The 5,095-nt window shown below is 71.7% G+C and carries 7 protein-coding genes; all 7 read right to left on the bottom strand.

What is annotated here, in order from left to right; genetic code table 11:
* On the bottom strand, positions 1-423 hold a 423-nt coding region (locus ACM2XV_RS12125), incomplete at its 3' end, for a Trp biosynthesis-associated membrane protein (protein WP_487027098.1).
* Positions 420-1,949 carry an anthranilate synthase component I gene (locus ACM2XV_RS12120; RefSeq protein ID WP_344777863.1) on the bottom strand — a complete coding sequence of 510 codons (1,530 nt, stop codon included), beginning with the start codon at positions 1,947-1,949 and terminating at the stop codon, positions 420-422. The genes ACM2XV_RS12125 and ACM2XV_RS12120, both read right to left, overlap by 4 nt.
* Complete coding sequence (hisI, locus tag ACM2XV_RS12115; RefSeq protein WP_344777861.1) at positions 1,946-2,341, bottom strand: phosphoribosyl-AMP cyclohydrolase; 396 nt, start codon at positions 2,339-2,341, stop codon at positions 1,946-1,948. The genes ACM2XV_RS12120 and hisI overlap by 4 nt, the downstream gene beginning before the upstream one ends.
* Positions 2,338-3,102 carry an imidazole glycerol phosphate synthase subunit HisF gene (hisF, locus tag ACM2XV_RS12110; protein WP_344777859.1) on the bottom strand — a complete coding sequence of 255 codons (765 nt, stop codon included), beginning with the start codon at positions 3,100-3,102 and terminating at the stop codon, positions 2,338-2,340. Before hisF ends, hisI begins: the two co-directional genes overlap by 4 nt.
* 1 nt (position 3,103) lies before the next feature.
* Entirely contained in the window at positions 3,104-3,943 is an 840-nt protein-coding gene (hisG, locus tag ACM2XV_RS12105; RefSeq protein ID WP_344777857.1) for an ATP phosphoribosyltransferase, read from the bottom strand.
* 46 nt (positions 3,944-3,989) lie between these two features.
* Complete coding sequence (locus tag ACM2XV_RS12100; RefSeq protein ID WP_344777855.1) at positions 3,990-4,253, bottom strand: phosphoribosyl-ATP diphosphatase; 264 nt, start codon at positions 4,251-4,253, stop codon at positions 3,990-3,992.
* 13 nt (positions 4,254-4,266) lie between these two features.
* Positions 4,267-4,929: a ribulose-phosphate 3-epimerase gene (gene rpe / locus ACM2XV_RS12095; protein ID WP_344777853.1), complete on the bottom strand. Its 663-nt coding sequence runs from the start codon at positions 4,927-4,929 to the stop codon at positions 4,267-4,269.
* Positions 4,930-5,095 lie beyond the last annotated feature (166 nt).

Genomic DNA, 5,095 nt, shown 5'->3' with positions numbered 1-5,095 from the left:
GCCGCCCACGATGGCGAGGGTCGGCCAGGCGCTCGTGACGATGTGGTCGATCAGCGCGCGCACGGACGCATTGCCCGTGATGCCCGTCGCCTTCGAGACCGCGTCGCGCACGCCGGTGGAGCGCAGCGGGTCGCCGACCGCGGCGATGACGACGCAGGCGCCGAGGACCACCCCGACGACGCCGACGACGATGCGCGCGAAGCGGCCGGCGATGGCGAACGCGAGGGCCAGGGCGAGGGCGGCCAGCGAGAGCGCGGTGAGCGCCGGCGAGGCATCCGACCCGCTCACCGTGATCGGCGTGGCGTGACCGGATGCCTTCGTCAGCGTCACCGTGAACCAGGTCTGGGTGGCCCCCGCGAGGCCGAGGACCGCGCCGACCACGACCACGGCGATGGTCAGCAGCTTGAGCCGGCCGCCGGTCATGCGCCGACCCGCTTCATCGCGTTGGCGACCGCGACGGCGCGCAGCGGCGCCGCGGCCTTGCTGCGGCACTCCTCGTACTCGCTCACCGGGTCGGAGTCGGCGACGAGGCCGGCGCCGGCCTGCACGTAGGCCATTCCGCCCATCAGGGTCGCCGTTCTGATCGCGATCGCGAGGTCGGCGTCGCCGGCGAAGCCGAAGTAGCCGACGACTCCCCCGTAGACGCCGCGCTGCGCGGGCTCGAGCTCGTCGATGATCTCGAGGGCGCGCGGCTTGGGCGCACCGGACAGCGTGCCGGCGGGGAACGTCGCGCGGAACACGTCGATCGCCGAGGCGCCCTCGCGCACGTCGCCCTCGACGCTCGAGACGAGGTGCATGATGTGGCTGAACCGCTCGACGCGCATGAACTCGGTGACCTCGACGGTGCCCGCCCGGCAGACCTTGGCGAGGTCGTTGCGGGCGAGGTCGACGAGCATGAGGTGCTCGGCGCGCTCCTTCGGGTCGGCGATGAGGCTCGCCTCGAGTTCGGCGTCGCTCTCGGGCGTCGCGCCGCGCGGGCGGCTGCCGGCGATGGGGTGCGAGTAGGCGCGGCCGCCTTCGACCTTGACGAGGGCCTCGGGGCTCGAGCCCACGACCGCATAGGGCTCGCCCGCAGGAGTCGCGAGCTGCAGCAGGTACATGTAGGGGCTCGGGTTCAGGCTGCGCAGCACGCGGTAGACGTCGACGGGGTCGGCGGTCACGGGCTGCTGGAAGCGCTGCGAGACGACGACCTGGAAGACGTCGCCCGCCGTGATGTAGTCCTTCGAGCGCTCGACCGCCGCGAGGTAGTCCTCGCGCGGCGTGCGGTTCTCGGGGTTCGGTTCCGCCTCGAGATCGACGACCGCGAGCTGCGCCTCGAGCGGCTGGGCGAGCCGCCCCTGCAGCTCGTCGAGGCGCCCCTGGGCGTCGCGCCACAGCTCGCCGGCATCCGCTTCGCCATCGTTCAGCGCGTTCGCGATCAGCTGGACCACGCCCGTGCGGTGATCGACGACGACCAGGTCGGCGACGAAGCTGAACGCGAGCCCCGGCACGTCGAAGTCGGCGGGCGGCTGGTGGGGCAGGCGCTCGAGCTGCCGCACGGCCTCCCACCCGATGAAGCCGACCAGACCGCCCGTGAGCGGCGGCAGGCCCTCGATGCGCGGCGTCTGCCAGCGCGCGTACAGCGCGGCGAGCACGTCGAGGGGCTTCGCGCCCGCATCGACGGATGCCTGGCCCAGCGCGCGTTCACGAGAGAGCCCAGAGCCCTGCCACGTGGCGGACCCGCCGGTCTGCGTCAGAACACCGAACGCGCCCGCGCCCACGAACGAGTAGCGCGACCAGATGCCGCCCTGCTCGGCCGACTCGAGCAGGAAGGTGCCCGGCCGGCCCGCAGCGAGCTTGCGGTAGATGCCGACGGGCGTCTCGCCGTCGGCGAAGAGCTCGCGCACCACGGGCACCACGCGGTGGCCCTCAAGCAGCGCGTCGAACGCCTCGCGCGAAGTCGTGGTCACTCGGCGGCCGTGCCTTCCGCAGCTGCTGAGCCCAGGGCGGGGTTCAGCACGTCGGCGTCGAAGCACGTGCGGTCGCCCGTGTGACACGCGGCGCCGATCTGCTCGACCTCGACGAGCAGCGTGTCGCCGTCGCAGTCGAGGGCGGCCTGGCGCACGTACTGCACGTGGCCGCTCGTGTCGCCCTTGCGCCAGTACTCCTGGCGCGAGCGCGACCAGAACGTCACGCGCCCCTCGGTGAGGGTGCGGCGCAGCGCCTCGGCGTCCATGTAGCCGAGCATCAGCACCTCGCGGGTGTCGTGCTGCTGGATGATCGCGGGCAGCAGCCCGTCGGCGCCGAAGCGCACGCGGCTGAGGATGCCGTCGACGTCGGGCGTCGTGGCGTCGGTGCTCATGATCGGACCTCCAGGCCGGCGGCGCGCAGCTCGCCCTTGACGTCGCCGATGGTCAGCTCGCCGTAGTGGAACACGGATGCCGCGAGCACGGCGTCGGCCCCGGCCTCGATCGCCGGGGCGAAGTCGCCGAGCTTCCCCGCGCCGCCGCTCGCGATGACGGGCACGCGCGACAGCTCGCGCATCAGCCCGATCAGCTCGAGGTCGTAGCCCGCCTTGGTGCCGTCGGCGTCGATCGAGTTGACGAGCAGCTCGCCTGCGCCGCGCAGGGTCGCCTCGCGCGCCCAGGCGAGCGCGTCGAGCTCGGTCTCGGTGCGCCCGCCGTGCGTGGTCACGACGAAGCCCGACGGCGTGCGCGAGCTGCGCTTGACGTCGAGCGACAGCACGCACACCTGCGCGCCGAAGCGGTCGGCGATCTCGCCGATCAGCGCGGGGCGCGCGATCGCGGCCGAGTTCACGCCGATCTTGTCGGCGCCGTGGGCGAGCAGCTTGGCGACGTCTTCGGTGGAGCGCACTCCCCCGCCGACGGTCAGCGGCACGAAGACCTGCTCGGCCGTGCGGCGCACCATCTCGTAGGTCGTGGAGCGGCCCTCGACGGTGGCGGTCACGTCGAGGAAGGTGACCTCGTCGGCGCCCTGCTCGAAGTACCTCCTCGCGAGCTCGACCGGGTCGCCGGCATCCGCCAGGTTCAAGAAGTTGACGCCTTTGACGACGCGGCCGTCGGCCACGTCGAGGCACGGGATGACCCGGACTGCGACGCCCATCTCAGAGCCTCGCCGCGTGGATCGGCGTGACGAGGATCGCGCGCGCGCCGAGCTCGTAGAGCGCGTCCATGATGTGGTTGATCTCGTCGCGCGGGATCATGACGCGCACCGCAACCCAGGCGGGGTCGCGCAGCGGCGAGATGGTGGGCGACTCCATGCCGGGGGCCACGGCGGATGCCTGCTCGATGAGCTCGCTGGGCAGGTCGTAGTCCATCAGCACGTAGCGGCGGGCGACCATGACGCCCTCGAGGCGCCGGTGCAGCGTCTCGAGCCCGGGCGCCTCGTTGGGGCCCGCGATGAGGACCGCCTCTGATTCGAGGATGACGGGGCCGAAGATCTCGAGACCCTGCTTGCGCAGCGTCGTGCCGGTCTCGACGACATCGGCGATCACGTCGGCGACGCCGAGGCGGATCGCGGACTCCACCGCTCCGTCGAGCTTGACGAGGCGCACGTCGATGCCGCGCTCGGCGAGGAAGCCGCCGACGAGGACGGGGTAGCTGGTGGCGAGGCGCATGCCGCGCAGGTCTTCGAGGTCGTGGAACCTGCCCGCGGGGCCGGCGAAGCGGAAGGTCGAGGCGGCGAAGCCGAGGGGTTCGTCCTCGTGGGCGTCGGAGCCGGAGTCGATGAGCAGGTCACGGCCGGTGATGCCGACGTCGAGCGCGCCGGAGCCCACATACGTCGCGATGTCACGCGGGCGCAGGTAGAAGAACTCGACGTCGTTCTTGGGGTCGGCGACGATCAGTTCCTTGGGGTCGCGGCGGCCGTTGTAGCCGGCTTCCTTGAGGTATTCGGCGGCCGTTTCAGCGAGGGCGCCCTTGTTGGGCACGGCGATTCTGAGCATGGGCGAGGGGCTTTCGGGGTCGAGTCGGTCTGAGCGAGGCATCCGATCACAGATGTCGGTAGACGTCCTCGAGGGTCAGGCCCTTCGCGATCAGCGCGACCTGCAGGTGGTAGAGCAGCTGGCTCGCCTCTTCCGCGAACTCGGCGTCGCTCTGGTACTCGGCGGCCATCCACACCTCGGCGGCCTCTTCGACGATCTTCTTCCCGATCTGATGGATGCCCGCGTCGAGCTCTGCGACGGTGCGGGAGCCCTCAGGGCGGGACTGAGCCTTCTCGCTGAGCTCAGCGAAAAGGTCGTCGAAGGTTTTCACGCCCCCAGCCTACCTAGTGCACGTGAGCGGATGCCGCGGCCCGCAGCCCCTCGATCGCCGCGCCCGGGTCCTCCGCGCCGAACACGCTCGAGCCGGCCACGAAGGTGTCGGCACCGGCCTGCGCAGCCCTCGCGATCGTCTCGGTGGTGACGCCGCCGTCGACCTGCAGCCAGACGTCGGTGCCGAGCCGCGTCGCGGCGTCGCGCAGCCGCGTGAGCTTCGGCAGCACGTGCGGCAGGAACGACTGGCCGCCGAAGCCCGGCTCGACCGTCATCACGAGCACCTGGTCGAACTCGGGAAGCAGCTCGAGGTAGGCGCCGACGTCGGTCTTCGGGCTGAGCGCGATGCCCGCGCGGGCGCCCGCCTTGCGCAGGGTGCGTGCCAGTGTGATGGGCGCGGTGGCCGCCTCGGCGTGGAAGGTCACGCTGAAGCATCCGATCTCGGCGTACTGCGGCGCCCAGCGGTCGGGGTCCTCGATCATCAGGTGCACGTCGAGCGGCACCGGGCTCGTGGCCTGCACGCGCTCGACCATCTGCGGGCCGAAGGTGAGGTTGGGCACGAAGTGGTTGTCCATCACGTCGACGTGCACGTAGTCGGCGGTAGCGATGCGCTCGAGGTCGCGCTGCATGTTCGCGAAGTCGGCGGACAGGATGCTCGGGTTGATGCGGGCGGCCATGGTGTCGAGCCTAGCTAGCCTGGGCGCATGGCTGAGGAATGGCGACGCGTCGTCGCAGCGCTTGCGAACCCCGACATGCGGCTCACCTGGGCACGGCTGGTCGCCGGGGCAGACGAGGCGGATGCCACGGCCGGCCTCTCCCCCGCGAGGCGGCGCAAGGTCGTCG

It is taken from the genome of Gryllotalpicola sp. CP2-P1, assembly GCF_057512245.1.
This window is presented reverse-complemented; position numbering and strand designations above follow the sequence as displayed.

Coding starts and splice junctions, on each gene's coding strand:
- hisI (WP_344777861.1), bottom strand. CDS start 2,341: ATGAGCACCGACGCCACGACGCCCGACGTCGACGGCATCCTCAGCCGC.
- hisF (WP_344777859.1), bottom strand. CDS start 3,102: ATGGGCGTCGCAGTCCGGGTCATCCCGTGCCTCGACGTGGCCGACGGC.
- hisG (WP_344777857.1), bottom strand. CDS start 3,943: ATGCTCAGAATCGCCGTGCCCAACAAGGGCGCCCTCGCTGAAACGGCC.
- rpe (WP_344777853.1), bottom strand. CDS start 4,929: ATGGCCGCCCGCATCAACCCGAGCATCCTGTCCGCCGACTTCGCGAAC.